At 56.4% G+C, this 26,685-nt stretch carries 29 protein-coding genes; 21 read left to right on the top strand and 8 right to left on the bottom strand.

What is annotated here, in order from left to right; all coding sequences use genetic code 11:
* Positions 1–150: 150 nt before the first annotated feature.
* Positions 151–1,425 (top strand): adenylate/guanylate cyclase domain-containing protein, encoded by a 1,275-nt coding sequence (locus SADFL11_RS19430; protein ID WP_008195917.1) that lies wholly within the window; start codon positions 151–153, stop codon positions 1,423–1,425.
* Positions 1,418–1,711, top strand: coding sequence for a 4a-hydroxytetrahydrobiopterin dehydratase (locus SADFL11_RS19435; protein WP_008193753.1), 294 nt, complete (start codon positions 1,418–1,420; stop codon positions 1,709–1,711). Before SADFL11_RS19430 ends, SADFL11_RS19435 begins: the two co-directional genes overlap by 8 nt.
* Before the next feature lie 91 nt (positions 1,712–1,802).
* Here the strand turns inward: SADFL11_RS19435 and SADFL11_RS19440 are convergent, their stop codons facing one another.
* Positions 1,803–2,066 (bottom strand): sulfurtransferase TusA family protein, encoded by a 264-nt coding sequence (locus SADFL11_RS19440; RefSeq protein ID WP_008190667.1) that lies wholly within the window; start codon positions 2,064–2,066, stop codon positions 1,803–1,805.
* Between the two features lie 61 nt (positions 2,067–2,127).
* Here SADFL11_RS19440 and SADFL11_RS19445 point away from each other — a divergent pair, with 61 nt between their 5' ends.
* The 3 genes from SADFL11_RS19445 to SADFL11_RS19455 all read left to right on the top strand — a co-directional run bounded on the left by SADFL11_RS19445 (position 2,128) and on the right by SADFL11_RS19455 (position 4,773).
* Positions 2,128–2,679: a DUF924 family protein gene (locus SADFL11_RS19445; protein WP_008196623.1), complete on the top strand. Its 552-nt coding sequence runs from the start codon at positions 2,128–2,130 to the stop codon at positions 2,677–2,679.
* A 403-nt stretch (positions 2,680–3,082) separates the two neighbouring features.
* Positions 3,083–3,421: a P-II family nitrogen regulator gene (locus tag SADFL11_RS19450; RefSeq protein WP_040452614.1), complete on the top strand. Its 339-nt coding sequence runs from the start codon at positions 3,083–3,085 to the stop codon at positions 3,419–3,421.
* 23 nt (positions 3,422–3,444) lie between these two features.
* Positions 3,445–4,773 carry an ammonium transporter gene (locus SADFL11_RS19455; RefSeq protein WP_008190490.1) on the top strand — a complete coding sequence of 443 codons (1,329 nt, stop codon included), beginning with the start codon at positions 3,445–3,447 and terminating at the stop codon, positions 4,771–4,773.
* Between the two features lie 237 nt (positions 4,774–5,010).
* Here SADFL11_RS19455 and SADFL11_RS19460 read toward each other — a convergent pair whose 3' ends face one another.
* On the bottom strand, positions 5,011–6,138 hold the full coding sequence (locus SADFL11_RS19460) for a GNAT family N-acetyltransferase (protein ID WP_008191369.1): 1,128 nt from the start codon (positions 6,136–6,138) through the stop codon (positions 5,011–5,013).
* Complete coding sequence (locus tag SADFL11_RS19465) at positions 6,135–7,553, bottom strand: lipopolysaccharide biosynthesis protein (RefSeq protein ID WP_008194760.1); 1,419 nt, start codon at positions 7,551–7,553, stop codon at positions 6,135–6,137. The genes SADFL11_RS19460 and SADFL11_RS19465 overlap by 4 nt, the downstream gene beginning before the upstream one ends.
* Before the next feature lie 198 nt (positions 7,554–7,751).
* Here SADFL11_RS19465 and ccmA point away from each other — a divergent pair, with 198 nt between their 5' ends.
* The 9 genes from ccmA (at position 7,752) to SADFL11_RS19510 (ending at position 14,612) form a co-directional block, all read left to right on the top strand.
* Positions 7,752–8,414: a heme ABC exporter ATP-binding protein CcmA gene (ccmA, locus tag SADFL11_RS19470; protein ID WP_050776009.1), complete on the top strand. Its 663-nt coding sequence runs from the start codon at positions 7,752–7,754 to the stop codon at positions 8,412–8,414.
* The gene (gene ccmB / locus SADFL11_RS19475) at positions 8,411–9,082 is read left to right on the top strand and encodes a heme exporter protein CcmB (RefSeq protein WP_081450514.1); all 672 of its coding nucleotides are present in this window, start codon (positions 8,411–8,413) and stop codon (positions 9,080–9,082) included. The genes ccmA and ccmB overlap by 4 nt, the downstream gene beginning before the upstream one ends.
* Before the next feature lie 80 nt (positions 9,083–9,162).
* Entirely contained in the window at positions 9,163–9,927 is a 765-nt protein-coding gene (locus SADFL11_RS19480; protein WP_008196280.1) for a heme ABC transporter permease, read from the top strand.
* Between the two features lie 4 nt (positions 9,928–9,931).
* Positions 9,932–10,114, top strand: coding sequence for a heme exporter protein CcmD (gene ccmD, locus SADFL11_RS19485; RefSeq protein WP_008189521.1), 183 nt, complete (start codon positions 9,932–9,934; stop codon positions 10,112–10,114).
* Positions 10,111–10,716, top strand: a complete 606-nt coding sequence (locus SADFL11_RS19490; protein WP_008192946.1) for a DsbE family thiol:disulfide interchange protein — start codon at positions 10,111–10,113, stop codon at positions 10,714–10,716. Before ccmD ends, SADFL11_RS19490 begins: the two co-directional genes overlap by 4 nt.
* A 230-nt stretch (positions 10,717–10,946) precedes the next feature.
* Positions 10,947–11,633 (top strand): DUF1223 domain-containing protein, encoded by a 687-nt coding sequence (locus SADFL11_RS19495; protein WP_208981297.1) that lies wholly within the window; start codon positions 10,947–10,949, stop codon positions 11,631–11,633.
* Positions 11,634–11,874: 241 nt separating this feature from the next.
* Positions 11,875–12,768: a cation diffusion facilitator family transporter gene (locus SADFL11_RS19500; protein ID WP_008191231.1), complete on the top strand. Its 894-nt coding sequence runs from the start codon at positions 11,875–11,877 to the stop codon at positions 12,766–12,768.
* A 401-nt stretch (positions 12,769–13,169) separates the two neighbouring features.
* A complete protein-coding gene (locus SADFL11_RS19505; RefSeq protein ID WP_209002656.1) occupies positions 13,170–13,928 on the top strand; it encodes an ABC transporter permease subunit in 759 nt (252 codons plus the stop codon).
* A gap of 15 nt (positions 13,929–13,943) precedes the next feature.
* Positions 13,944–14,612, top strand: coding sequence for an HAD family hydrolase (locus tag SADFL11_RS19510; protein WP_008189380.1), 669 nt, complete (start codon positions 13,944–13,946; stop codon positions 14,610–14,612).
* 26 nt (positions 14,613–14,638) lie between these two features.
* Here the strand turns inward: SADFL11_RS19510 and SADFL11_RS19515 are convergent, their stop codons facing one another.
* The 3 genes from SADFL11_RS19515 to SADFL11_RS25335 form a co-directional block, all read right to left on the bottom strand.
* Positions 14,639–16,270 carry an AMP-binding protein gene (locus tag SADFL11_RS19515; RefSeq protein ID WP_040451080.1) on the bottom strand — a complete coding sequence of 544 codons (1,632 nt, stop codon included), beginning with the start codon at positions 16,268–16,270 and terminating at the stop codon, positions 14,639–14,641.
* A 79-nt stretch (positions 16,271–16,349) separates the two neighbouring features.
* Complete coding sequence (xerD, locus tag SADFL11_RS19520) at positions 16,350–17,273, bottom strand: site-specific tyrosine recombinase XerD (RefSeq protein ID WP_008190800.1); 924 nt, start codon at positions 17,271–17,273, stop codon at positions 16,350–16,352.
* Positions 17,273–17,416 carry a hypothetical protein gene (locus SADFL11_RS25335; RefSeq protein WP_008192774.1) on the bottom strand — a complete coding sequence of 48 codons (144 nt, stop codon included), beginning with the start codon at positions 17,414–17,416 and terminating at the stop codon, positions 17,273–17,275. The genes xerD and SADFL11_RS25335 overlap by 1 nt, the downstream gene beginning before the upstream one ends.
* A gap of 143 nt (positions 17,417–17,559) precedes the next feature.
* On the opposite strand from SADFL11_RS25335, the gene SADFL11_RS19525 reads away from it, so the two are divergent.
* From SADFL11_RS19525 to SADFL11_RS19535, 3 genes are read left to right on the top strand one after another with little or no spacing between them, the layout of a single operon-like run.
* Positions 17,560–18,177: a shikimate kinase gene (locus SADFL11_RS19525; RefSeq protein ID WP_008191828.1), complete on the top strand. Its 618-nt coding sequence runs from the start codon at positions 17,560–17,562 to the stop codon at positions 18,175–18,177.
* Positions 18,178–18,220: 43 nt separating this feature from the next.
* The gene (aroB, locus tag SADFL11_RS19530) at positions 18,221–19,369 is read left to right on the top strand and encodes a 3-dehydroquinate synthase (RefSeq protein WP_040452611.1); all 1,149 of its coding nucleotides are present in this window, start codon (positions 18,221–18,223) and stop codon (positions 19,367–19,369) included.
* Positions 19,366–20,658: an HlyC/CorC family transporter gene (locus tag SADFL11_RS19535; RefSeq protein ID WP_008189135.1), complete on the top strand. Its 1,293-nt coding sequence runs from the start codon at positions 19,366–19,368 to the stop codon at positions 20,656–20,658. Before aroB ends, SADFL11_RS19535 begins: the two co-directional genes overlap by 4 nt.
* A gap of 34 nt (positions 20,659–20,692) precedes the next feature.
* On the opposite strand, the gene SADFL11_RS19540 is transcribed toward SADFL11_RS19535, so the two are convergent.
* Together SADFL11_RS19540 and SADFL11_RS19545 are read right to left on the bottom strand one after the other, a co-directional pair.
* On the bottom strand, positions 20,693–21,484 hold the full coding sequence (locus SADFL11_RS19540; protein WP_167579007.1) for a substrate-binding periplasmic protein: 792 nt from the start codon (positions 21,482–21,484) through the stop codon (positions 20,693–20,695).
* 111 nt (positions 21,485–21,595) lie between these two features.
* Complete coding sequence (locus tag SADFL11_RS19545; RefSeq protein WP_040451078.1) at positions 21,596–21,856, bottom strand: BolA family protein; 261 nt, start codon at positions 21,854–21,856, stop codon at positions 21,596–21,598.
* A 180-nt stretch (positions 21,857–22,036) separates the two neighbouring features.
* Between SADFL11_RS19545 and SADFL11_RS19550 the strand changes: the two genes are divergently transcribed.
* The 4 genes from SADFL11_RS19550 to SADFL11_RS19565 all read left to right on the top strand — a co-directional run bounded on the left by SADFL11_RS19550 (position 22,037) and on the right by SADFL11_RS19565 (position 26,663).
* Positions 22,037–22,636, top strand: coding sequence for a DnaJ domain-containing protein (locus SADFL11_RS19550; RefSeq protein ID WP_040451077.1), 600 nt, complete (start codon positions 22,037–22,039; stop codon positions 22,634–22,636).
* Between the two features lie 66 nt (positions 22,637–22,702).
* Positions 22,703–23,689 (top strand): cobaltochelatase subunit CobS, encoded by a 987-nt coding sequence (cobS, locus tag SADFL11_RS19555; RefSeq protein WP_008192290.1) that lies wholly within the window; start codon positions 22,703–22,705, stop codon positions 23,687–23,689.
* Positions 23,690–23,696: 7 nt separating this feature from the next.
* Positions 23,697–25,613, top strand: coding sequence for a cobaltochelatase subunit CobT (gene cobT / locus SADFL11_RS19560; RefSeq protein ID WP_008194973.1), 1,917 nt, complete (start codon positions 23,697–23,699; stop codon positions 25,611–25,613).
* Between the two features lie 15 nt (positions 25,614–25,628).
* On the top strand, positions 25,629–26,663 hold the full coding sequence (locus tag SADFL11_RS19565) for an esterase-like activity of phytase family protein (protein ID WP_008192767.1): 1,035 nt from the start codon (positions 25,629–25,631) through the stop codon (positions 26,661–26,663).
* The last annotated feature ends 22 nt before the right edge of the window (positions 26,664–26,685 follow it).

Here is a 26,685-nt window from a genome sequence, read left to right on the forward strand (position 1 = left end):
AAGCCTATCAACCGGGCATAGTCGCCGCTGTCAAGCGGATCGGCTGCGATCCTGACATTTGCTGTCGGGAACACGTTTTGAAGTACATCCCTCAGAGTGCAAGGTGCCGTGTTTTGAGCGATCAGAACAAACATCTGTGAGAAGCAACGAATGAAGGCGTCGGGTTTGGCGGTGATCGAAAGACTACGCAAGGTCAAATGGCCCGTTTGGCTTAAGGGGCTGGCATCTGCCGGAATAAGCTCAACGGATCCATATGTCCGGCGCCGGCAAATGGTCGTCAACGTTTCGGCGCTGGTTGGCATTGCCGACAACCTGTTTCATACGATCCAAAACCTGACCTATGCATTTTATGAACTGATGCCGCTCAGCATTTATGGGATCATCATGATCTGCCTGTTTGCTGTGACCTCGCGATTGCATCGCTTTGGCGACAACGTTGCGGCGATCTATTTTGTATTGGTGATCGCGGCCGGAAACACTTTCGTGGTTTGGTCGCTGGGTCTGGAAAGCGGGACGCAGGCCTATTTTGCACTTGGAGGTGCGGCCTTCATCTTCTTTGGGGTGGGACATTGGCGCCTTTTCGCAGGCTGTTTCTGTCTTGCTCTGGTTCTGCTGGTCTCCACGTATGTTTTTGCGCCTGACGTTGGACCTGTGATGCCTCATGACCTTGCCTTTCGAAAGCAATTGGCAGCGCAAGTCATGGTCAATGTTCTGATCATCTCCAGTGTGTTGATTGTATATGCCTTGACGGCGTTGCATCGCGCTGAAGCTGCATTGGCAGCCGAACACGAGCGGGCCGAAACCTTGATCGAGACCATCATGCCTCGGGCAATCGCGGACCGGCTAAAAAAAGCGCCGGAAACTCGCATTGCTGATCGGCATGAGGCTGTGACCGTCCTCTTTGCAGATCTTGTGGGGTTCACTCCGGCTGCGCGGAACCTTCAACCGGAGGAGGTGGTTGGGTTTCTTGATGGCCTGTTTCGGGATTTCGATCATTTGGTTGAAGAGTTTGGCGTTGAAAAAATCAAGACGATTGGAGATGCGTACATGGTGGTTGGTGGCCTTCATGGTCCTGCTCATGATGCAGCGGTCGCGGTCGGTCATCTGGCGCTCAAGATGATGGGTGTGATCCAGTCCAGTGAACCGCTCAGCGGTGTGCATCTGAACCTGCGGATTGGTATTCATACTGGACCAGCCATTGCCGGTGTGATCGGAAAGCGGCGGTTTTCCTACGATGTCTGGGGAGATGCCGTAAACGTTGCGAGCCGTATGGAATCGCATTCCGTGGCTGGTGAGATCCAGGTGACAGACGCATTTCGTAGTATGGCCGGGTCAAATTTCGACTTTCAAGAGCGAGATGCTGTTGAAATCAAGGGTGTCGGCAAGATGCAGACAGCCTTCTTAAAGGGAGTGAAGCATGGTTGAAAAGCTGACGCCGGAGGAGCGCGCTGCTGGTTTGGAGAGCCTAGAGAACTGGCAACTCGTCAATGGCCGGGATGCAATCACCGCGACTTTCAAATTTGGTGATTTTTTGGAAGCATTTGGGTTCATGACACAAGTTGCCCTGGCCGCGGAGAAGATGAACCATCACCCTGAGTGGTTTAACGTTTACAACACTGTCGAGATCACTTTGGCAACACACGACGTCGGTGGACTGAGTGCCTTGGATTTGAAGCTTGCGAAAAAGATCGATCAGATCGCGGGTAAATAATCGCGCCGTGACGAATGTTCCGGCGTTTGGGGGCATCCAAAGAGCCGGCTCCGAACTCTGCGGTTCGTTTCCGTTTATCCAGTAAAACGGTTTAGCCCTTCCGGATCACGAAGCTGTGCCCTGTTTCGGTCTTCTCTTTGTCGACCAATGTATGGCCCTGTTCCTGACAGAAGTGCGGGATGTCAATTTCCGCCATCGGATCCGTCGTTTGGACAGTGAGTTCTGCTCCGGCATTCAGTCTTGAAAGTGCTTTTTTTGTTTTCAGAACCGGAAGGGGGCATTTCAGGCCAATCAAATCCAGGGTGTTTTCGGTCACGCGCAGAACTCCATTCACAGCACCTTGCTTAACTTGCATATATATCCTGGAAACGGGCGCCGAGAATACCCTGGTGGTGCCGTGAAAAGAGGATCCTTTGATGAGCGATGGTCTGGTAAGTCCGATAGACGTCCTGGACTTTTGGTGGGAAGCGGGCGCAGAGAAATGGTTTGCGCGCGATGATGGTTTTGATGCGCGCTGCCGGGACACGTTCCTTGCTACGATCAAGGCGGCACAGCAGGGCGACCTGGATGAATGGGCTGAAACGCCGAGTGGTGCCCTAGCTTTGATTCTTCTGCTGGACCAGTTCACCCGGAACGTCTTCCGAGGATCAGCAGAAGCATTTGCCGCCGATCCAAAAGCGGTTGCGATAGCAGAGGCGGCTGTCTCACGTGGATATGACAAGGCCTTCCCGAAGGCGGTTCGGGTATTCTTTTATCTGCCCTTTGAGCACGCTGAAGATATGCAGCTTCAGGAGCGTGCGGTGGATTTGTGCCAGCCGCTCGGAAACATGGAGTTTTATCACTACGCTCTGATCCACATGGATGTCATCCGCCGCTTCGGCCGTTTCCCGCACAGAAATGACGTTTTGGGCCGGGCGTCTACCGAAGCCGAGATCGCCTTCCTAAGAGCTGGCGGTTTCTCCGCCTAACCTTACGGCCTTCCATATTGCGTTTGCGGCAGATCTTCGGATCTGCCGTTTTTTTATGCGTGTGTGCGCTGCACAAAACCTTGCCTATTATTTAAACAAGTTGAGCTTGTCTGTTTAAATATTGTGCAAAATTGTTGCCTGAAAAACCATCACTACCCCGCTCGAAAATCTGCTCGCCGTTAAAATTCTTAACCGGTAAACGCCGGAAAACAGCCGTTTATTGAATCAAATCTTCAAGTTGGCACGGTCTTTGTAAAGAAGATCGCAACACCGGTTCGTGTGCCGATTGTCGGCGCCACCAAGATCCAGGGCCCATCCAGAGGGGAACAACGGACAAACAGGCGGATCGGTTGCGGAGCTTCTTCGCCGGGAAGGGGCACTAAAGAGGGGAATGGAACGAGCAATGAAAATAGTGATGGCCATCATCAAGCCGTTCAAGCTCGACGAAGTGCGTGATGCCTTGACCGGCATCGGCATCCAGGGGCTCACGGTTACAGAAGTGAAGGGCTACGGCCGCCAAAAGGGTCATACCGAAATCTACCGCGGAACCGAATATGCTGTCAGCTTCCTTCCGAAGCTGAAGATCGAAGTCGCCGTGGACGGCGGATCCGTCGACAAAGTCGTTGAGGTGATCTCCGGAGCTGCCAAAACCGGTCAGATCGGGGACGGCAAGATCTTTGTCTACTCCATCGATCAAGTTGTTCGCATCCGCACCGGCGAAACCGACGCCGAAGCTCTTTGACATTCAGGTAAGGAAACGTACTCATGAAAAAACTTGTCGCTAAGGGCGCGGCATCGCTGGCTCTCCTGAGCCTCTCCGCCTTGCCGGTACTGGCTCAGGATACTGAAGCCGCTCCGGCCGTCACGCCGGAAGTCGCCTATATCTTCAACACGCTGTTGTTCTTGATCGGTGGTTTCTTGGTCATGTGGATGGCCGCTGGTTTCGCCATGCTAGAAGCCGGCCTCGTTCGCTCCAAGAACGTCTCCATGCAGTGCTTGAAGAACATCTCCCTGTACTCCATCGCAGGTCTGATGTTCTGGATCACCGGCTACAATCTGATGTACACCGGCGTTGACGGCGGGTTCATGGGCTCCTTCGGGCCATATTCCTTCGATCCGGTTGGCGGCGACGCGCTGGACACCGGTTACTCCACCGCGTCTGACTGGTTCTTCCAGATGGTGTTTGTAGCAACCGCAGCGTCTATCGTTTCCGGCACACTGGCTGAGCGCATCAAGCTGTGGCCATTCCTGATCTTCACCGTTGTCCTTACCGGCTTCATCTACCCGATCGCAGGTTCTTGGCAGTGGGGTGCAGGTTGGCTCTCTGAAATGGGCTTCTCCGACTTTGCCGGTTCCACACTAGTTCACTCCGTCGGTGGCTGGGCAGCTCTTGCTGGCGCCATCATCCTCGGTGCCCGTAAAGGCAAATATGGTACGGACGGTGCCGTTCACCCGATGCCGGGTTCTTCCATGCCGCTTGCAACACTGGGTACCTTCATCCTGTGGCTCGGCTGGTTCGGCTTCAACGGTGCATCCCAGCTCGCAATGGGGTCCATCGGTGACGTAAGCGACATCTCCCGTATCTTTGCTAACACCAACATGGCTGCTGCTGCCGGTGTTGTCGCTGCGGTCATCCTGACCCAGGTCATGTACAAAAAAGTCGACGTCACAATGGCTCTTAACGGTGCTTTGGCAGGTCTTGTATCCATCACAGCTGAACCGCTGGCTCCGAGCGTGTGGCAAGCCGTCTTCATTGGTGCCATCGGTGGTGTGATCGTTGTCTTCACTGTACCGCTGCTCGACAAGCTGAAAATCGACGACGTTGTCGGCGCAATCCCGGTCCACCTGATTGCAGGTATCTGGGGCACGCTGATTGTACCGCTGTCCAACGACGGTGCATCCTACGGCACCCAAATCGTCGGTATCGTTTCCTACGGTGTGTTCACACTGGTTGCATCCGGCATCGTCTGGTTCATCCTGAAAGCTGCCATGGGTATCCGGGTCTCCGAAGAGGAAGAGGCTCTGGGTCTCGACAAAGTCGAGGTCGGTGTCGAAGCTTATCCGGAATTCGGAACCGGCTCTCAGCGCATGTAAATCGAACTTATGGACGGTCGCCAGAAATGGCGGCTTTCCGGCCTGGCGGGGTTTGGCTCAACATCTTTCCCCAGCCGGCCAACCGAAATCTCCCAGGCGGTCTATTGGCTCGGACCGCAAACTTGGACCCCCGGGGTTTTTCCCCGGGGTTTTTTTATGGAGATCGGGGAGTAATGCCGTCGGGCGAAGGTGAGAGAAGCACTTGGCTACATATTGCAGATCTGATTGCCGGGGCCGTCAGCTGAAAAAGGCCTTCAAGGTCTTCGCTTTATTACGCAACGAGCGCTCTAATTTGAGGTCTGCAGCAGTGAGTCTTGCGAGCGAAGATCCCAAATAACCTTTTGAGAGGATCAACGTTCCAATATCGACCCGGCCGCGCCAGAGCGGTTCGATCATGGAATGACCGGGGACAGCCAGAGAGTCCGCTTCTAGGATGTCCGGGCTTTTCAGATTTTGTTTCATGGAAATGGCTGCAATCTGGGCACCCGGTGACATCCGCCCAAACGTCTCGTTGAAAGCGATCTTCCAGGAGAAGACGTGAGACCCCTCAATGAAAAGGACGAGCGAGGCGATCAGGGATTCTCCGGCCCAAAGCTGATCAATGCGAACGCCATTGTTCAAAGAGCGGTTCTTGATCACGTTTCTGGAGAAGAGCGCCGTCTCCGGGTTGCTTGAGAGCGCGGTGCCCGCGCGCCCTTTCCAGCCTTCGGCTTCGAGCTTCAAAAACTTTTCGAAGCCTTTGATTGCCTCCTCACCAATTAGATGGGCGATCCGAATTGGGCCGTGATCCTCCAGCCGGCGCAATTGCCGGCGCATTTCCTTGCGGCGCTTTCCGGACATCGCGGCTTTGTATTGGGTTTCTCCAAGGTCTCCGGAGCCGTGGCCTGCGCGGGAAAGCTTCTCGGGCCAGCGGTTTTCCCAGCCGGTTATCTTTTTAGCCAGAGATGCAACCCGGCTGTTGCACGGCAGAAAGGGCATGGCCATGAGACGTGCAGATCCAGCCCCGACCTCGACGAAAGCGGCGACATCGTCAAGTCCGCCTGTGTCTCGCAAAAGCGGAGTTCCGAGCGGCGCGTAGTAAGATGTCCATGTCGTCTTAACCGGAACAGCAAGTCCTGCCCGGCGACGCCCGATAGGTGCTGTCATCCGCCAGTTTTTGGATCCTTTTTCTCGTATGACCAAGAGGCGGACCGTTGCTGACGGAAAGGCCCGCAGAAAAGGCTGAAGATACCCCGGTGTAAAGAAAGGATTTGGATCAACGGAGTTGTCTGCCAGATCCTGCCAATGGCCCAGCGGCGTTTCGGGCGCGAGTGGGTCAAGCCAGAGGACTTCCAGCTGATCCTTCCTATCCGATGGATCGGTCAAGCGGCGGCGTTCCTGGCTTGAAACATCAATGGCAAAATGAACGTTGTGATATTGAGCTTTCGTTTGGCTGCAAAAGCAAGAGCGGTTGTTTCAAATAAAATTGCGCAACTCGTGGCAACTGCCGCGCCCATTAAGCCAAGCCATGGGATGAAAATGAGATTTAGAACGACGTTTAAGACAAACGTTGTTCCATAAATGACCGCACAGGTTTTCTGCAGTCCGGTCATGGTCAAAAGTGCGTCGGCTGGACCGATAGAAGCACGTGCAAGCACGCCAACCATCAGAACAGCAATCAGCAGGTAGCCGTCTGCAAAACCGGATCCAAACAGTTCGAGGAGCCACGGGGCAATGATCAGCAAGCCGATGCCGGCTCCAACCGACGGCCAGAAGGTCCAGTGCACCGCCTGACGTACATAAGCGGCAAGGCCGGTCATGTCATCGCTGTGCAGATAGCGGGAAAACCGGTGCGCAGAGGCGGCACGCACGGCAAAATAAACAAAATGCACCAGAGCCAGTGTCTTGGAGGCTGCGAAGTAGATTGCGACCTGATCCGGTTCTTCAAAGAAACTCACCATGATGACGTCAGCGCTGGTGATCAGCTGCAAGAAGCCATCGACAACCAGCATCGGTAGGGAAATTAAAATCCAGAGCCGGATATCGGTCGCCTTGGGCCCTTTCGGCAAAACTGGTCTTAAACGCCGGTTGAGGTGAATGTGCTGGTAGGCGGCGACTAGAAACGCCGACAAGACCGCTGCCATTGCCGCAGTGGTTGCGGTTGCTTCACCGGCGAGCAAAAGAAAAATTAGAATGATTATCAGGAGTGCTGCGGGGCGCCAGATATAGGTTGGCAGCATTGCCAGGAACGGCCAATCATAACTGCGCGCGATGCCGTCCTGTGCCATGGCGTAGGAGAAAAACGGCAAGGCGAGCAAGGCGACGGACAACGGAACGACGTAACTTGGATCGATCACCGAGTGCAGCAGTGCGATGACCCCAATCCCGGCACCGGCTATCGTCGATCCGATCAAGAACACCGACCGGCGGCTGGTGCTGATGAAACCCCGAAGGCTGTCCGGATCTCCGGCCTCGCGGTACTTTGGAATGAACTTGCTGGCAGAGGAGGAAAACCCGCCACAGGCCATGACGCCAAGGATAATCACAAATGTCCAGGCGACGGCGAAGATACCGTAGTCATAGGCACCAAGCATTCGTGCGAGGACTACTTGAGACAGATATGCGAGTGCTGCTCCGCCAACACGAATTCCAAAAGTTGCGATGGCCATCCGCTGTGCGGCTTGATTATCCGTTCCGCCTGCCCCCAAAAGGCCAAACGCCCGCGTGGCCAGTTGTTTCACCTGCGCAGCAAGGCTCGCGTCCTGACCGGTTTTAGGCGTCGAGTTGTCCGGAGACTGCACGAAAAATTCCTTTTGCGTATTCTTCCGTATTTATGACATGGGGACATTAACATTCCGTGGCTTGCAGCTGCGGCATCGCCGAGACGACAACGTACAGATCAGAATGCAGAGCAGTTTGCTGCAGAGAGTGCGCTTGCCATTTCCCTCAAGATCGCACTAACAAGGCAGACGAGCTGTACGACTTTCCGGAGCGGTGTCCTGACCCTTATTGCTGAGAACCTGACAATTGATCGCGGCGGGCGCCGGGTGTTTCAAAACCTCTCCTTCACTCTGAGCCAAGGCACAGCCCTTGTGGTGACCGGCGCGAATGGTATCGGTAAGTCTTCACTGTTGCGCACCCTGGCGGGCCTGGTTGCTCTGGCGGGTGGCACGATCCGTTTCGATGGTGGTGAAGACGACAGTCCTGCGCATGAACACGCCCATTATTTTGGCCACCAAGATTCGGTGAAACCGGCATTGTCGGTTCTCGAAAATCTGGAATTCTGGCAGAGCTTTACGGCGCCGACAGCTGCAACCGGTTTTACCGGCGAGCTTCGTAAGCCGATGGAAGCTTTGGAACTGCTCGGGATTGGTCACACGGCACACTTGCCCGCTGCCTACCTGTCTGCAGGTCAAAAACGGCGGTTGTCGCTATCCCGGCTGTTGGTGACGTCGCGGCCGATCTGGTTGATGGACGAGCCGACCTCTGCGCTGGACAAGAACTCCGAAGCCCTGCTGCTGAGTTTGATGAATGGCCACCTGGAAACTGGCGGTTTGATAATTACAGCGACCCATACAGAGTTGGTGTTGGCCAAAATTCAAACACTGCATCTGGAAGCTGCGCAACCGGCTGAGCAGGTCCTTGAGGAGGACTTCCTATGACGGGCTGGGCGATGGCCTTGTTTCAACGGGACTTGAGACTGTCGGTTCGGGTGGGCGGAAGCGCCTTGGTCGGCGTTTTGTTTTTCCTGGCCGTTGTGACGGTCATTCCCTTCGGTGTCGGCCCGGATCTCAATCTGCTGGCACGGATCGGTCCTGCAATCCTCTGGATCGGGGCCTTGCTCGCAACGCTGCTTGGACTGGATCGCCTGTTTCAAGCGGATCGTGATGATGGAACACTCGATCTCATGCTAATGGCGGGCCGTCCCCTGGAGCTGGTTGTCCTGATCAAGTGTTTGGCGCATTGGACCGCGACGGGTTTGCCCCTGGTGGTCGCCGCGCCCGTGCTCGGTATCTTCCTCAATCTCGATCCGGTCTCTATGGCGGCGGTCACCGCAACGTTACTGGTCGGAACCCCGGCGCTTACCTTAATCGGCGCAATCGGCGCGTCGCTGACGGTCTCCCTGCGCCGTGGTGGCCTCCTGCTGGCAGTGCTGGTCGTCCCGCTTGCGATCCCTGTTCTGATTTTCGGCGTCAGTTCGGCTGATGCTGCGATCCGTGATCCTGTGCCTTTCCTGACGCCGTTCCTGATCCTGTGCGCGTTGTCTCTCATTGCGGCCGTTGTTGGCCCGATTGCATCTGCAACAGCACTGCGATTTGCGTCAGACTAACGCCATATTTATCGCCCTCAATGCCTCCTGCGGCAGACTTGTCCATTGAAGCAGGCAACGCTCTAGATTAGAACGGTTCCATGGCATTCTGGGATTACGCAAATCCGACGCGGTTTTTGAGGTTCGTGCAGGTGGTCCTCCCCTGGCTGACAGGGCTGTGTCTCCTGTTGTTCGCGGTCGGGCTTTACATGAGCTTCTTCGTCGCGCCGGAGGACTATCAGCAAGGGGACACGGTGCGGATCATGTACATACATGTGCCCGCCGCCTGGCTGTGCATGATGTGCTATTCGGTCATGACCCTGTCGTCGATCGGCACTCTGGTCTGGAAACATCCGCTGGCGGACGTTTCGGCCAAAAGTGCCGCTCCGATCGGTGCCGCCTTTACCTTTATGGCGCTGGTGACCGGATCCTTGTGGGGCAAGCCAATGTGGGGCACCTACTGGGTCTGGGATGCACGCCTGACGTCCGTCCTCGTTCTCTTCATCATGTATCTGGGACTGATGACCCTATGGCGCACGATGGAAGACCCTATCAAGGCCGGGAAAGCTGCGGCGGTTCTGACCCTCGTTGGAGCCTTGAACCTGCCGATTATCAAGTTCTCCGTCGATTGGTGGAACACACTTCATCAGCCGGCAAGTGTGATGAGGTTTGATGGCCCGACCATTCACCCGGATATCTTGTGGCCGCTGTTGGTGATGGCCGTTGCCTTCACGCTGATGTTCTTTGTTCTTCACTTGATGGCCATGCGCAATGAAATCCTGCGGCGGCGTGTCCGCGCTCTGCGGATGCGTGCAGCCAGTGCCGCACAGCCAGGTCCTGCCGGGGCCGCCCAACCTGCGGAGTGACACCATGGATCTTGGACCGCACGCCGGATTTATCCTCGCCTCTTATGGACTGTGCCTATTGACGATTCTGGTCCTGATCGCATGGGTGCGATTGGATAAGGCTGCGCAGGAAAAAGCTCTGAACGACCTCGCTGACCAAGGCATCAAACGCGCGCGGCCGGAAGACAGGAGCACTCAGGCCTTATGAGCACACTTGAAAATGGTACCGGATCTGAGCCCAAAAAACGTGGCTTTCCGGTCCTCGTCCTGCTGCCTCTGATTGTTTTTGCGGCGCTTGCCGGGCTGTTCCTGTTTCAGCTGACGCTTGGTGACGATCCGAGCAAGATCCCGTCCGCGCTGATCAATAAACCTGCGCCGGAGTTTTCCTTGGAGCCGCTGGAAGGCTTGTCTGAAAACGGCGTTCCGATGCCCGGATTTTCGCGTGAAGACCTGATCGGTCAGGTTTCCGTCGTGAACATTTTTGCGTCCTGGTGCGGCCCGTGCCGGCAGGAGCATCCGCTCTTGGAAGAATTGGCGAAGCTGGATGGCTTCCAGCTCCTGGGGATCAACTACAAGGACAAAGCGGCGAATGCGCGCCGTTTCCTTGGAAGTCTCGGCAATCCTTATGACCGCATCGGCGTCGATGACAGCGGACGGACAGCCATCAACTGGGGTGTTTACGGCGTTCCGGAAACCTTCATTGTCGATAAGACCGGCACCATCCGCTACAAGTTCATCGGTCCGCTCGATCCACAAAGCTATGAGACCGGTTTCCTTCCGGAGCTGCGGAAGATTATGGCCGAGGGGTGAGACCCTAACGCTGATCACGGCCTGTGATCCAGTTTTCACAAACGTGCGAGAAACCATTGGTGCGTGCGCTATCACCGCCACGTGACTCGCTCTTTACAAGGCGCCTACCTATCTTACTGAAAACAGTTACGGGAAGAGAGCCAATGGTGGGCATCCATACCCGGACAGCACGACACGCTGTCCGAGCGTGTTTCATTTTTATTTGCGGATTACTTGCGGCGGGCATTTCCTTGAATGCAGCGAACGCGGGACCGCAAAAAGTTGTTGAACTCTTCACCAGCCAAGGCTGCTCTTCCTGCCCGCCGGCTGACCGGCTTGCCGAGCAGTTTGTACAGGAAGAGGCGGACATCCTGACGCTGGTTTTGCCGGTCGATTATTGGGATTACCTTGGATGGAAAGACACGATGGCAAGCCCTGTCCACTCGCAGCGCCAGCGCGCTTATGCGCAAAAACGCGGCGACCGGTCGGTTTACACGCCGCAGATGGTGATCAACGGTGAGGAACATGTTGTCGGTAGCCGCGAGGCTGATGTCCGGGCTGCCTTGAAGCGCGCCGAGCCGCTAGCAACCGACGTGACGCTGAAAATCTCGGATATGGCCGTTGAAGCTAAGGTCAGCGGTGAGTTGCCTGCGGGCGCAAAAATGGCGACCGTTTATTTCCTCCGCGTGCAGGATGAAGCGACAGTGGACATTGGCCGGGGCGAAAATGCCGGTCGCGAAATCACCTATGTGAACGTTGTTCGCGATCTTATGCCAATGGGTATGTGGTCGGGCGGTGAAGAGACATTTCGCATGGCAAAGACGAAACTGAACCTGATTAGCGATGCCCGGTGTATCATCCTGATCCAGGTTGAGGACAATGAGGGGCCCGGCCAGATCATTGGCGCTGCGGCCATGGATTGGAAAAAGGGATTTTAGTCCCTGCTTCGAGCCGACCCGCACAAATGCGGAGAGATCGTCAGCCCCCCAAAAGTACCCCGGCCAACAGCCGGGGATTTTTTGAAGGCTTTCAGTCTAAGTGCTGTTTGAGCATTGATCGCTTATAGGTCCCCGGTTTTCACTTGATAGTCCCGATTGCCGGTTGTCTTGAGGTCAAAACCTGTTACCCCTTGCAGCGCTCAGAAAACCAGCGGGCCGCCGAGGCCTTAGGGGGGTCTTAATGGCGGTTGGCTTGCAGCTCCGTATTGCCTTTTTCAGCATTGCAATCGGTCTTGTAGTCCTTGGCCTGAAATTCGGTGCCTACTGGCTTACCGGGTCTGTGGCGCTCTACTCCGACGCGCTGGAAACAATCGTCAATGTCGCCTCGTCCTTCGCAGCTCTGATAGCGGTCTGGTTCGCCTCAAAACCTGCCGACAGCAATCATCCTTATGGTCATGACAAGGCAGAGTATTTCGCCGCCGTACTTGTTGGCGTGATGATTGTGCTGGCCGCCTTGTCGATCTTCAGGGCCGCCTGGATAGGGCTTGTTCATGGGGACAGTCCGGACTTTTCGCCGCTCGGCATTGGTCTGAATGTTCTGGCCGCATTGATCAATGGCCTTTGGGCCGCCTATCTGACGCGGGTCGGCCGTAAAGTCCGGTCACCGGCGCTTGTCGCCGACGGCAAACATCTTTTCACCGATGTTGTCAGTTCCCTCGGTGTTCTCATTGGCGTGGTTCTCGTTCTTTTGACCGGTTGGACGATTCTGGACTCGGTGTTGGCGATTTTGGTTGGCCTCACCGTCTTGTGGTCCGGTTGGGGACTGGTGAAAGAATCTGTCGGTGGCCTTATGGATGAGGCAGCCTCGGCCGATGTTCTTGAAAAAATCCGGCTGCAGATTTCCGAGCAAGGCGAGGGCGCGCTCGAAGCGCACGATTTACGAACGCGTATTGCTGGCAAGACGACCTTCATTGATTTTCATCTCGTGGTTTCCGGGTCCATGACCGTTGAATCTGCCCACGAGATTTGCGACCGGATCGAGGCAGCCATTAGTGAGGGTGTTCCGGGTGCCCGGATTACCATCCATGTGGAGCCGGAACACAAGGCGAAGCATTCGGGAATTGTTGTGCTCTAGGGTCAGGACCCATTAATTTGGATGAATTGGTAGGGATGAATTTGTTCGGATACGAGGCGCAATGCTGCAGGAAACCACCCGGTTTTCAAAGGATTGCAACGACGTAGCCGGGCTAATTCACTCTATTCCTCGGGAATGTAAAAACGGCTTCGATCCGCTACGTCAAACCGCTCAACCGGGCAGGAAGCCCGCTTGTCGCGCTTTTCCTTGCAGCTCATCGCCGTTTACTGCGCCAATTCTATCAAATAGATAGGTCCTGCCCCTAAGCCTTTTCAATTCGCCGCGAATGTGTCTACTCTCCGCGCTCTTTCTTCTTTTCCGGAACACTCTTGATGCCATCATGGCAGCGTTTTCGCGCTCAATTTGTTGACCATGTAATCCTGATAACCGGGGCTTTGTTCATGAGTTTGCCGGTTTACGCATTGTTTGCAGCGACCACGCATGCGCCTGGCACACGGATCGCACCGCGCTTGGACCTGGGCGGACATGGTCTTGAGAACTACACCGCGTTTCTCACGACAAATGCAGGTTTTTCCGGCGATGTGACGGCTGTCCTGATGCTTTGGAATTCCTTCATTTTCGGCGCTGGATTTGCTGCATTGAAAACCGTGCTCTCGCTTCTGGCGGCCTTTGCGCTTCTCTATTTCAGGGTACGGTTCGCGACGTTTATCTTCTGGCTGCTGCTTCTGACCTTGATGCTTCCGTTGGAATCCCGATTTTTGGCCACTTACGCTGTTGCCGCAGATCTTGGTCTCGTCAACACGCATGCCGGACTGATTTTGCCACTCGCAGCGTCCGGACTTGGAACTTTGTTTTTTCGGCAATTCCTGATGACGGTTCCCGACACGCTCCAAGAATCAGCGCGGCTGGATGGAGCGGGGCCCCTTCGGTTCCTGACCGATATCCTGGCGCCCTTGTGCCTGCCCACCGCATCTGCCCTGTTTCTGGTGCTTTTCGTCACAGGCTGGAACCAGTACCTCTGGCCGGTCATGATCACATCTGATGAAGCGTCCTACACGGTTGTCAGAGGGATGCAGTTTTTCGGACAGAACAGCCTCTCTGGCGTCATGCTCGCGGTTGTCGCCGTTTTGCCTCCCGCTATCCTTGTCATCTTGTTTCAAAGACAAGTGGTTAAAGGTCTCTTCGACGGCTCACACTAACAAATACGGAATGATATGACTTTTGAGGCAATCCTCTTCGACTGCGATGGCGTTTTGGTCGATTCTGAGAAAATCTATGTTGAGGTGGAGCGTGAGCATCTCGCCCGGATCGGACTGAATTATAGCCTGGACGACTACATGAGCCGCTTTCAGGGGCTTGGAAGCGCCGATTTCTGGGCCAAGTTGGATGACGACCACCGAGCATTAGGCAAGGGGCCTTTGCCCGAAACGTTTGGCCCGGAACTTGATGCCGCCACCTTGGAGCGGATTAGTTCCGAACTTGCAGAAATCGCCGGGATCAAAGCCTTGCTCGAAGCGCATGACGGTCCGCGTGCGGTTGCCTCATCGTCGCGCCTCCACCGCCTGATCCATAAGCTTCAGCACACGGGCCTTCACGACTATTTCGCACCGCATATCTACTCCGGCGAACAAGTGACCAACGGCAAACCGGCGCCGGATCTGTTTGTGTTCGCGGCCGAGAAACTGGGTATTGAACCTGCAAACTGCCTGGTGATCGAAGACAGTTCAAATGGTGTTTTGGCTGGCCTTGCTGCCGGGATGACCGTTTGGGGATTTGTCGGCGGCGGGCACAGTCATGATGGTCACGCGGAGCAGCTCAAAAGTGCGGGCGCGCACAAGGTGGTGGACAGCCATGCGGATCTCTCCGCCCTGTTGGCAGCCTGATTTCCCCAATTGAGGCGGTGCTTGTTTTACGCGACTTCTTCGCGGGCCTGATTGCGCAGTATTCTGCGAATAACCTTTCCCGTAGTGGTCATGGGCAGGTTGTCGACAAAGCCAATTTCACGCGGATATTCATGCGCGGATAAGCGGTCTCGAACGAACGAGCGAATACTGTCTTCCAGGGCGGGTGTCGGTTGCTCCCCGGTCTTCAGAACCACATAGGCTTTGACGATTTCGGTGCGCAGCGGGTCCGGTTTTCCAACTGCTGCAGCAAGCGCAACGGCCGGGTGTTTGATCAGGCAGTCTTCGATTTCCCCCGGACCGATGCGGTAACTGGCAGAGGTGATGAGGTCATCGTCGCGGCCGACAAAATGAACATATCCATCCTCATCCATCACTCCTTGATCCCCGGTGATCATCCAGTTGCCGATAAACTTTTCTTTCGTCGCCTCCGGCTTGTTCCAGTATTCAAGGAACATCACGGGATCCGGACGCTTCACAGCGATCTGGCCGAGCGTTTCCGATGGTACAGGGTTTCCAGCTTCGTCAATGATCGCCACGTCATGGCCGGGCGTTGCCCTGCCGATTGCACCAGAGCGGGTGACACCCAAGGCCGCGCTGGAGCCGAGAACGGCATTGCACTCGGTTTGGCCATAGAACTCGTTGACCTTGAAGCCAAATTCATCGGCGAACCAGTCGTAGGTCTCCTTGCCGAGGGATTCTCCGGCTGAACCCACGCTGCGCCAGTTTAACGCAAAACGGCTGGCCGGGTTCTCGACGGCCCGCAGCATGCGCAATGCGGTTGGTGGAATGAAAGCGTTGCGAATCTTCTGTTGCTCCAAGAGCCGGAATGCGAATTCCGGATCGAACTTCCGTGAAGCGTGGCAGACAACGGGAACCCCGAGCGACAGTGCTGGAAAAAGGGCGTTCAGCAGACCGCCCGCCCAAGCCCAATCGGCCGGCGTCCAGAAGAGGTCGTCCGGTTGCCCAAGGAAGTTCTGTGAGAGTTCGATCCCCGGCATGTGCCCCATAAGCACACGGTGACCATGAAGTACGCCCTTGGGCTGGCCCGTGGTGCCGGAGGTATAGATCATCAAGGCGGGGTCATTCGGCCGGGTCCGAACTGTTTGAAATGTGTCTGAAGAAAGCTCCTGCAAATCAGAAAAAGCGGCAACACCTTGCTCTGGTCCATCAACGGAGATAACCAAGTCCAAACCGGGGAGTTGGTCCCGAACTTCGCTCAGCTTGGCGAGGCCTGCGGTATCCGTCACCAAAGCATTTGCGCCGGAATCAGACAGCCGGTAGCTGAGAGCTTCCAAGCCGAACAGGGCGGCCAATGGAACCGCGATCGCACCGATCTTATAAGTCGCAAGATGCGCGATAGCGGTTTGCGGGATTTGCGGCAGGAGCAGCGCAACCCGGTCACCGGGCTTTACTCCGAGTGCCTGTAGGGCGTTCGCAAACCGGTTCGCCGCCCGGTTCAGTTCCAGGTGGCTCCAGTCCTCGGTCCGCCCGTCATCAAAAACACGCCGGATCGCCAGCCGATCCGGTGTTGCAGCTGCCCATTGATCGCTGACAACGGACGCCATGTTGAACGCCGCCGGCTGAGGCCACATGAAATTTCTAGTGAGTTTGTCGTAGGTGCTGGCGGGCTGCAGCATGTTTCCAAGTCCGGTGCTAAATTTTTAGGCAGCGGAGTGTAGGTGTTGCTTTGCTGCGGCGCAACAGAGGATTTGCGGTCTATTTCCGGGCCAGTGGATGAGCCGTTTCCACGAGTTCGCGCAACCGCTCATCCAGAACGTGAGTATAGATTTGCGTGGTGGAAATGTCCGCGTGGCCAAGCAGTTGCTGAACGACGCGCAGGTCCGCGCCGTTTTGCAAGAGATGCGATGCAAAGGCATGTCTCAAGACGTGCGGGGAGACTTTCGACGCATCCAGGCCTGCTGCAATCGCGAGGTCTTTGAGGTCCCGGCCGAAGTGTTGACGGGTCAAATGCCCGCTTCCGCCATGGGAGGGGAACAGCCACGGACTGTTTTCGTAAGCGCCTTCCGCCGAACGCAGCCCGACATACATCTTCATGGCAGATTGAGCAGCATGAGATAAAGGAACGAGGCGCTCCTTGCCGCCCTTGCCCTTGATCTCAATCAGCCGTGCGTCCCTCAAGGCGGCGGTGACCGGCAAAGCCACCAGCTCGGAGACCCGGAGCCCGGTCGCATAAAGCACCTCGATCAGGGTGTACATGCGCTGCGCGCGCAAGGCGGCTGCGGCTGATTTGTGAGATACTTTTGTTTGCTGACGTGCCGTCTCGATCAAGCGATCAACTTCGTCCATTGAAAGGACTTTTGGCAGGCTGCCGCGTTTCTTAGGTGCCGACAGCGTCCTGGTGGGGTCGTCCTGGCGGCTGCCCTCCGAATAAAGAAACTTGTAGAACTGCTTGAGGGCCGAGAGCCGCCGTGCTTGAGACGTTTCTGCGAACCCGCGGCGGGTTAGGTCGCTCATATAGCCCGAGATGTGGTCCGAGTTTGCCTCAGCCAGTTTTGTCCGGCCTAAAAAATCGGAAAAGTCCTCCAGGTCCCGCCGATAGCCTGCCAGCGTGTTTTCCGCCGCGCCCCGTTCTGCAGCGAGCATTTCCAGGAAGTTTTCCAGATCGAACCCGGTTGCCATCAGCGGCCAAACCCATCCTTCTTGACCCGCACGGTAATCTCGCGTTCGCGTGGTTCCACGAATGTCGCGAGAGAATAGACCGCGCCGTAGCCGAGTGCGCCCAAGATGAGAAGCACGATCAAGAGGCGTGTGAGCGTTGGCACGGTGGTCTCCGTTGGTGTCGAATCAGATTTGTTTGAATGGTTCCCCAAGCTGTTGTCTGTTGCAAGTTCGCTGCGCAGCGCAAGCGCTGATGTTTCCCGCTGTGCCCTCGTGCGTTTTGCCGCGAATATGGTAAAACGCCGCCATGAAGAAACACGAAAACACCCAGATGTCGCCGAACCCTGCCGATGGCAGGGGGGCAGACACGGTTGATCTGAAGCACCTTGTTGCTGCACTTGGCAAACGGTCAATTGTATTGGTCGGTATCATGGGATGCGGCAAATCAACGGTGGGCAAGCGCCTTGCTCAAAGGCTCGGCCTGGAATTTGTGGACGCTGACAGCGAGATCGAACGCGCTGCGAACATGACCGTTTCGGAAATCTTTTCAGAACACGGTGAACCTTATTTTCGCAGCGGTGAAGAGCGTGTGATTGCCCGGCTTCTCCAGGAAGGGCCACAGGTGCTGGCCACCGGGGGCGGTGCTTTCATCAGCGATGCGACCCGGTCGGAAATTGAAACAAACGGCCTGTCGATCTGGCTGAAGGTGGATTTTGAGACTGTCATGGCGCGGGTGCGCCGCCGCTCAACGCGTCCGCTTCTGCGCAATCCAGACCCGGAAGGCACCATGCGCAAGCTGATGGCCGAACGCGAACCGGTCTATGCGCAGGCTCAGCTGACAGTGACCTCGAAAGACGTGCCTCACGAGGCCGTCGTTGATCAGATCGTCCTGACCCTCGCAGACCACCTTTATGGACAAGGCTGACGCAGCCTTTCCTGACAACCATTGCAGTTTGGAAACCAAGCAAATGGCTAATTTGGATGCCGCTGACGCCATCACGCCGCAAGCAGTGCAAACCGTTCGCGTGGACCTCGGTGCGCGCAGTTACGACATTCGTATTGGACGGAATGTTCTGGAAACTGCGGGAGCGGAAATTGCCGTGGTTCTGCCGGGCGCCCGGCTGGCGGTGATTGTGGATGAAAATGTCGCAAGACTTCACCTTGAAGCTTTTGGTGCCAGCCTGGAGAAGGCCGGGATTGACTTCACGCCGATCACGGTACCGGCAGGCGAGAGCACCAAGTGCTTTTCACAGTTTGAGCGCTTGTGCGACGAAGTTCTGAACGCACGGCTTGAACGCAACGATGCCATCGTGGCGCTGGGCGGCGGCGTGGTTGGCGATTTGACCGGGTTTGTGGCATCTGCCGTGCGCCGGGGCATGGCCTTCATCCAGGTGCCAACGTCTTTGTTGGCGCAAGTTGATAGTTCCGTTGGCGGAAAAACCGGGATCAATTCGCGCCATGGCAAGAACCTTATTGGCGCGTTTCATCAGCCGGCGCTCGTATTGGCCGACACCGCGATTCTCGACACGCTCACCCCGCGCGATTTCCGTGCCGGTTACGCTGAAGTTGCGAAGTATGGCCTTCTCGGTGATGCCGATTTCTTTGCGTGGCTGGAAACCAACTGGCAGGGCATCTTTGCAGGTGGACAAGAACGGGACGAGGCTGTTGCCCGGTCCTGCCAGGCAAAGGCCGATGTTGTTGCTGCCGATGAGCTGGAATCCGGCCGTAGGGCGCTTCTGAATCTTGGCCATACATTCGGTCATGCGCTGGAGGGGGCGGTGTCCTATGAGACCGAGCGTCTGGTGCATGGTGAAGGCGTTTCAATCGGCATGATGCTGGCGCATGAGTTCTCAGAAAAACTCGGCCTGATTGGAGCAGACACCGTTGGTCGGGTTGAGAGGCACCTTACAGATGTCGGACTGCCAATCCGAATCACCGATATTCCGGGACAATTGCCCGGTGTCGACGTGTTCATGGATCTGATTGCACAAGACAAAAAGGTCAGCCGGGGTGCGCTGACCTTCGTTTTGACGAGGGGAATCGGGGACGCCTTTGTCGAAAAGGGTGTCGATCCCTATCTGGTGTCAGAGTTCTTGAAGGAAAAACTGAACCCATGACCGAGACAGCACTTTGGCTCTCCATTGCCGCCATCTTTTTTCTTCTGTTTTTGTCCGGCTTCTTTTCCGGCTCCGAAACAGCGTTGACTGCTGCGTCCCGCGCAAGGGTGCATCAGCTTGAGAAAACCGGAGACTGGCGGGCACGGGTTGCGGGGCGGTTGATTGCGTCGAGGGAACGCCTGATCGGTGCGCTGTTGCTGGGCAACAATCTGGTCAACATTCTTGCATCGGCCCTGGCGACGACTGTCTTTCTGGCGCTGTTCGGCGAAGCCGGCGTGGCGATTGCGACCCTGGTCATGACCGCGCTTGTTCTGGTTTTTGCCGAAGTTCTTCCGAAAACCTGGGCGATTTCCAATCCTGAGCGTTTCGCATTGACCGTGTCGCCTATCGTGCGCGTTGTTGTTGCGGTGTTCGGCCCCGTTGTTATTGGGGTCGAATGGATCGTACGCATGCTTTTGAAGATGCTCGGCGTCAACATCGGAGATGATGCATCGATCCTCTCCGCACATGAGGAACTGCGCGGTGCAGTTGATCTGCAACACATGGAAGGCGGCCTGGAAAAAGGCGAGCGGGATCGTATCGGCGGTTTGTTGGATTTGGCTGAGCTGGAAGTTTCTGATGTGATGGTCCACCGCACGAACATGGTGGCGCTCAACGCAGACGATGATCCAGCCAATCTGGTTGAGGCAGCGCTTGCCTCACCTCACACGCGTTTGCCGCTCTGGCGCGGAGAAAGCGACAATTTTGTAGGGGTTCTCCACGCCAAGGATCTGCTGCGTGCTCTTAACCAGGCGAACGGCGACGCCGCGAAAATCAACATCCTCGAAATTGCTGGGCCTGCCTGGTTCATTCCGGACACCACCAGTCTGCAGGATCAGCTGAATGCGTTCCTGCGGAAGAAAACCCATTTTGCATTGGTCGTGGATGAGTATGGCGAGGTCATGGGTCTCGTAACCTTGGAAGACATTCTTGAAGAGATCGTCGGCGAGATTGCGGACGAACATGATCTGGAACTGGAAGGTTTGCGTCCGCAAGCGGACGGTTCCGTCATTGTCGATGGCTCCGTGCCGATCCGGGATCTCAATCGTGCAGCGGATTGGAACTTGCCGGATGACGAGGCAACGACCATTGCCGGCCTGGTTATTCATGAGGCGCGGATGATCCCGGAAGAGCGTCAGATCTTCACGTTCCACGGGTTCCGCTTCACGGTTCTGCGGCGGGAGAAAAACCGGATCACACGGCTTCGGATCATGTCGCTCAGCAAAATCCGGGCGGCGGCTTCCGCTTGATCCGACTGAACCATGCCCGGCAGTGCCAGCTGCGTCAGCGCGATGTCTGGACTATAGCTTCGTCCGCTTGTTGGGGAAGCTGGCTCACCTGGATGGTTGTGTACTTGTTGATGATAGCATCCACTGCTCCGACCGATATTTTTTGGTCCAGCATCGCCTGAAAGGCTTTTGCAGCCTCTGCTCTTTCCTTTGGAAACGCGACGTACCGGGGAACAACCGCTAATGGTTCTTCTGCAAATTTGAACTTGCCGCTGTAGCCGAGTCTTGCCGCGAGAAACGCTAAGGTATCGCGATCTCCAACGATGGCGTGAAGCCGTCCAGCAGCAAGCTTGCGGACGTTCGTTTCGTTGTCGGTTGCCTCCTCCTTGGACACATGGTCGGCTTTGTCGAACTCTGGCGCATAGGCGTAGCCGCGAACTGTGCCAATGACGAGCCCCGTCAGATCGTCGACGCTTTGAAATTCAATATTTCTGTCCGCAGGAAACATGAGCGTCGTCACGCCGTTTCGGAAAGGGCCGACCATTCGAAATTTCTCAAAACGCTCTTTGGTACCGACAAACTGGTAGCCTAGGTCGACTTCATTGCTTTCGACACTTTGAACGACCCGCTTCCAAGGCAATTGGACGAAAACGGGCTTGTAGCCGAGTTCAGTGACAATCAACCGCACGATTTCAGTGTCGATCCCTTTGAACTGAGCGCCTTGGTAATAATTGTAGGGAGGAAAGTCGGTCTCAGAGGAGATGAGCCACGAATCCGCGCGTGCTGACGCAGTTTGCGCGAAAACGGCAACGGCCAGAACTGCCACAAGTCGACTAAATATCCGCATGAGCATCACCGCTGCTGACAGAATGGTCTAATCCTGTCAGTGAAGGGTGAAAGAACGCTTGCGGTAAAGGTATAAAGTCAGCTTCGGAGCGGGTTTTCGGTGCTTTTCGTTCTACGCTTTTTTGACTTCGATGGCCAAGGCGTGGACGCTGCTGGCAAGTTCGTCGGCCAGAACTTCATTGATCGCGCGGTGCTGTCCGACGCGGGACATCGACTGAAAGGCGTCAGCGGCAATCTGAACCCGGAAATGGGTTTCGCCGCCCTCGCGCCAGCCACCATGTCCGCGATGGTTTTCTGATTCGTCGATGACGTTGAGGTGGGACGGTGCAAAAGCGGCCGTCAGCTTGTCGGTAATAGTCTGTTTCATGCTCATTTCCGGACTTTGGGGAGCACGGATAAAAAGTTCAAGTCTAGGCGTGTGCTGAACAGCCTGATATTGTCTCAGGCTGTTTGATTTCCCGCGCCGGTTCCATCGTCGAAAAGACTCTGGAAGACGGCCAACTACCAACGTCACCGGCTTGCCCGGTGGATACAAGATCCCATAATCGACCCAATGAAACTCGATTCAAAAATATTCGACAGCATCCGGGTGAAGCCGGACAAAGATCGCAAGGAGCGGATGACCGAAGACCGGCATCCCGTTTGTGAACACCCGGGGTGCAAACGCCCTGGTACACACAAGGCGCCAAAAGGGCGGGACCGCGAAGGCCAGTACTTTCACTTCTGCGTCGACCACGTTCGCGAATACAATAAGACGTATAACTACTTCAACGGTATGGGTGACGATGATGTCCGCACTTACCAGAAAGACAGCCTAACCGGTCATAGGCCGACCTGGAAGATGGGTGTCAACCGGCAAGCGGCTGACGGACCTGACGGGTTTGACGCAAGGTCATCGATGCGCGGCAACGCGCAGCGCCGGGCCGAACAAGTGCGCCGCCCGCGCGAAAGAAAGCTTTTGACGCTTGAAAAACGGTCGCTTGATGTGCTCAATCTGCCGTACACAGCACGTGGAAGCGAAATCAAAGCGCGCTATAAAGAACTTGTGAAATTAAACCATCCGGATGCCAATGGCGGGGATCGCTCTTCGGAAGACCGCCTGCGGGAAATCATTCAGGCGTATAACGTTCTGAAAAAGGCCGGTTTCCTCTAAGCTTGCAGGGCCCTGCTTGCTTTTCCCAAACGACCCATCCCGGCGCTCCGGGACTGCGGAGGACTGATGACTGAGACGACGACTGCGGCCATGGCGATGCCGGACACTGAAATTTCTGTCGAAGAGGTGTTTGGCTTCAAGTCGGACCTGAAGGTCCCGGCCTTTTCCACGCCGTCAGAGCATGTGCCGGAACCCGATCCCGATTATCTTTTCGACCGGGCAACGACCCTAGCGATCCTGGCGGGTTTTGCGCACAACCGCCGCGTGATGGTGACCGGCTACCACGGGACGGGCAAATCGACGCATATCGAGCAGGTTGCCTCGCGTCTGAACTGGCCGTGTATCCGGGTTAACCTCGACAGTCATATCTCGCGTATCGATCTGGTCGGTAAAGACGCAATTGTTCTGAAGGACGGTCAGCAAGTGACCGAATTCAAGGACGGCATTCTGCCGTGGGCGTATCAGCACAATGTTGCGCTGGTGTTCGACGAATACGATGCAGGCCGTCCGGACGTGATGTTCGTAATCCAACGGATCCTGGAGTCTTCGGGCCGTTTGACGCTTCTCGACCAGAGCCGGGTCATCCGCCCGCACGCGGCCTTCCGGTTGTTCGCAACTGCCAACACGGTCGGGCTCGGCGATACGTCCGGTCTTTACCACGGCACGCAGCAGATCAACCAGGCGCAGATGGACCGCTGGTCGATTGTCACCACGCTGAATTACCTGCCGCACGACAATGAAGTCGACATTGTTCTGTCGAAGGCCAAGCACTTCCAGAACGATGAAGGCCGGAACACGGTTTCCAAGATGGTCCGGCTGGCCGACATGACCCGGAATGCGTTCATCAATGGAGATCTCTCCACGGTTATGAGCCCGCGGACGGTGATCACCTGGGCGGAGAACGCGGAAATTTTTGGTGATGTCGGTTTTTCCTTCCGCCTGACCTTCCTGAACAAGTGCGACGACATGGAGCAGTCGCTTGTGGCAGAGTTTTATCAACGCTGCTTCGGTGAAGATCTGCCGGAATCCGCTGTCAACGTTGTAATGAGCTGAGGTCCCTATGGCGCCGCGGCCAGGTAGCAACTCTCTTCCGGGCAACAAGCCCGCCCCGACGACGGAACCGCTGAAACAGTCCGTTGCCGGCACCATGCGGGCGATTTCGGGCGAGGCGGAGCTGGAAGTTACATTCTCCGGCGACCGGCCGGGCTTGTCGGGCCTGTCTGCCCGCTTGCCTGAACCGTCCCGTAAGCTGAATGCGCACGAGGTCGCGGTCACGCGCGGGCTCTCGGATTCCATGGCGCTCAAGATTGCCTGTCACGACAAGGCAGTGCACGCCAAGAACATGCCGCAAGGCATGGATGCGCGGGCGATCTTCGAATCTGTTGAACAAGCGCGCTGTGAAGCGGTCGGCGCGCGCCGGATGCAGGGTGTTGCCGACAACCTGGCCGTCATGCTCAACGACAAGTTCCGCAAGTCCGGTGCGCCGGATATCGCGAGCCGGGAAGAAGCACCCCTTCAGGATGCCCTGTCGCTGATCGTGCGCGAACGCTTGACCGGTGCCAAGCCGCCGGAAAGTGCGGCCAAGCTGGTCGACATGTGGCGCGACTGGGTGGAGAACAAGGCGGGCGCGGAGCTTGACAGTCTCGAAGCCGAGGTTGAGGACCAGAACGGGTTTGCCTCGCGTCTGCGTGACGTTCTGAAATCTCTCGATATGGCGGATGAGCTGGGTGAGCAGGACGAGGACCTCGATCCGGAGCAAAACGACGACGCCGGCAACAACGACGAAGCCGAAACCGGGGACGATACCGAAGAGGACAGCGGTGAGCAGGAAGCTGCACCCCAGGAAATGGAACTTTCCGGGGAGGAGCAGGACGCCGGTGACACGGAAGCCTCAGAAGCGGACTTCGACCAGATGGTCGACCAGGACATGGCTGACGATTCTGAAGAAGCTGGCGAGAGTGACCGTCAGGATCATCCCTTCTCCAACAAGCCGCCGGAATCCGATTATCGGGTGTTTACGACCCAGTTCGATGAAACAATCACGGCTGAAGAGCTGTGTGACACCGCCGAGCTGGATCGCTTGCGCGGGTTCCTCGACAAGCAGTTGACCCATCTGCAAGGGGCTGTTGCCCGTCTTGCCAACCGGTTGCAGCGCAAATTGATGGCCCAGCAGAACCGGGCCTGGGATTTCGACCTCGAAGAAGGTCTTCTCGATACCGCACGCCTGACCCGGGCTGTGACCGATCCGATGGCGCCTCTGGCTTTCAAGCAAGAGCGGGACACCAACTTCCGGGATACCGTCGTCACACTTCTTCTGGACAACTCCGGTTCCATGCGCGGCCGTCCGATTACGGTGGCAGCCACCTGTGCCGACATTCTTGCGCGGACGCTGGAACGGTGCGGCGTGAAAGTTGAAATCCTTGGTTTCACAACGAAAGCCTGGAAGGGTGGTCAGTCGCGCGAAAGCTGGATTGGTGCTGGCAAACCGCCTACACCGGGCCGGCTGAATGATCTAAGGCATATCATCTACAAGTCAGCAGATGCGCCCTGGCGGCGCGCCCGCCGCAATCTTGGTTTGATGATGCGCGAAGGCCTCTTGAAAGAGAACATTGACGGTGAGGCCCTGCTCTGGGCGCATGACCGGTTGATGGCACGGCCGGAACAACGGCGCATCCTGATGATGATTTCAGACGGCGCACCGGTTGATGACACGACCTTGTCGGTCAATCCGGGCAACTATCTGGAGCGTCACCTGCGCTATGTGATCGAGGACATTGAAACGCGGTCGCCGGTGGAGCTCATTGCGATCGGCATTGGCCACGACGTGACACGTTACTATCGCCGGGCCGTCACCATCGTCGACGCCGAAGAGCTTGCAGGCGCGATGACCGACCAGCTTGCGGACCTCTTTGACGACGAGGTCCAGATGGCCGCGCAATTCGGCAGAGGCCGTCAGCGCCGGGCTGGACGCAGGTGAGCAGGTTATGAGGGCATGAGCGCTTTCTTCTCTAAGTTTATAAGGACCGCTGCAGCCGGACTGGCTGCAGCGGTTCTCTCGTTTTCCGCGCCAGTGTCTGCCGAAAGTCTCCTGGATGAAGCTAAACAGGTCCGGGTGAAGACACGGCCGATTGAGACCTTCCATATCGGCCATTCGAACACTGAGTTCGGGAAGCTGACGTTTCTGGGCGGTTTCGAGATCCTGGCTTCTGATCGCAAGACCGGCGGATTATCTGGGGTGATCAGTCTTGATGACGGCAATCGCTTGCTTGCTGTGACCGACAATGGCCACTGGGTTGCCGCCACGGTCGAGCAAACGGACGAAGGTGCTCCAACTGGGCTGTCGGATCTGCGTTACGCGGTCCTGTTAGGTGCGGATGGAAAGTCACTCAGAGCCCGCTGGGGACATGACACCGAGGCGCTGACCCTCAATGCCACCGGTCTCTATGTGTCTGCAGAGCGCAATCACGCAGTGTATCATTATGAGTGGCCGCTCCTGACCGGGGATGAAAGAATGCTTGGTCAGCTATCCTTGCCGAAGGCGCTGGACAGGTTACCGCGCAACACGGGCATAGAAGCCCTGGCCGCAGGACCGGCAGGCGGCCTGCTTGATGGCAAGTTGATTGCGATCAGCGAAACAACACCTAGCGATGAACATGATTTCCTCGGGTTTATTCTTGGTTCGGACGGCGCTGAAGAGTTCTCTATCAAACGCCATGACCGCTTTGATGTAACCGATGCGGCTTTCTTGCCGGATGGCGACCTGCTCCTCATGGAGCGGCGCTTTAACATGAAGGATCTCATTGGTCTGCGCTTGCGGCGGCTTCCGGGCAGCGATCTCAAGGCTGGAGCGGCTTTGGATGGAGAAATCCTTTTGGAGGCGGACTTCAATTACCAAATCGACAATATGGAAGCCCTGGCCGTCCACCAGAATGCGGCCGGTGACACTATCCTGACGCTCTTGTCCGACAACAACCGTTCGCTGTTGCAACGCACCCTGCTTCTGCGCTTCCGTTTGAATGAACAATGAAAAAGGCGCCGCAATGGGCGCC

This window comes from Roseibium alexandrii DFL-11 (genome assembly GCF_000158095.2).
In the GTDB taxonomy this organism is placed as follows: domain Bacteria; phylum Pseudomonadota; class Alphaproteobacteria; order Rhizobiales; family Stappiaceae; genus Roseibium; species Roseibium alexandrii.